The organism is Campylobacter sp. 1569 (assembly GCF_024723675.1).
GTDB classification, from domain to species: Bacteria; Campylobacterota; Campylobacteria; order Campylobacterales; family Campylobacteraceae; genus Campylobacter_D; species Campylobacter_D jejuni_C.
Genome location: NZ_JANQDB010000069.1, coordinates 1 through 306, shown reverse-complemented (window position 1 = coordinate 306; position 306 = coordinate 1). Strand labels below are relative to the sequence as shown.

General features: G+C 28.8%; 1 pseudogene. It reads left to right on the top strand.

Annotation, left to right across the window (positions count from 1 at the left end):
- Positions 1-306 (top strand): annotated as a pseudogene (locus CAMP5060_RS08215) (methyl-accepting chemotaxis protein); the annotation flags it as partial.

Genomic DNA, 306 nt, shown 5'->3' with positions numbered 1-306 from the left:
AAAACTGATCTAAGCATCAACATAGCTAATGCTATTAAAGCAAATCCTGATTTAATTAATCCTTCTAAAGAAGAAACTTTATTCTATGCTAAAGATCAAGAAGGCAAAACTCAAGTAGTAACTTGTAACCAAACTTTAAATCCTAAATATGTTGTTTGCTCTGTTACCGATGAATCTGTATATACTGATGCTGCTAATAAAGTTTTATTCCAACAAGTTATTATTGCATTAATAGCCATCGCAATAGCCTTACTTTTAGTAAGATTTGCTATTATTAAAAACTTAAAACCTATTGCAGTTATTACT